Below are 297 nucleotides of genomic sequence, written 5' to 3'. Positions count from 1 at the left end.
GAGTTCATCTTCGGAAAACAGCTGTCCTCCAGAGCGACGCCGGCAGCGCCACGCTGACTTAGTTTGCGTGCCAGGAGGCGGGCATTGTTGAAATTCCCGAAGCCGTTATCGCCGTCAACGAGCACAGGCAGTTTGGTCGAGTCGACGATGCGCTCGACCACGTCGACGAGTTGGCTCCATGAAGCCTCGTTGGCATCGCGGTAGCCGAGACAGCAGGCAATCGACAAGCCTGATGCCCAGAGGCCTTTGAACCCCGCGCGCTCGGCGATCGCGCCAGAGAGTCCATCATGCGCTTCC

1 protein-coding gene is annotated in these 297 nt (G+C 60.9%); it reads right to left on the bottom strand.

What is annotated here, in order from left to right; all coding sequences use genetic code 11:
- The coding region (locus KJQ96_RS39035; protein WP_213291224.1) for an isocitrate lyase/phosphoenolpyruvate mutase family protein at nucleotides 1-297 on the bottom strand (297 nt) is incomplete at both ends.

It is taken from the genome of Bradyrhizobium sp. sGM-13 (genome assembly GCF_018398875.1).
GTDB lineage: Bacteria > Pseudomonadota > Alphaproteobacteria > Rhizobiales > Xanthobacteraceae > Bradyrhizobium.
This window is presented reverse-complemented; position numbering and strand designations above follow the sequence as displayed.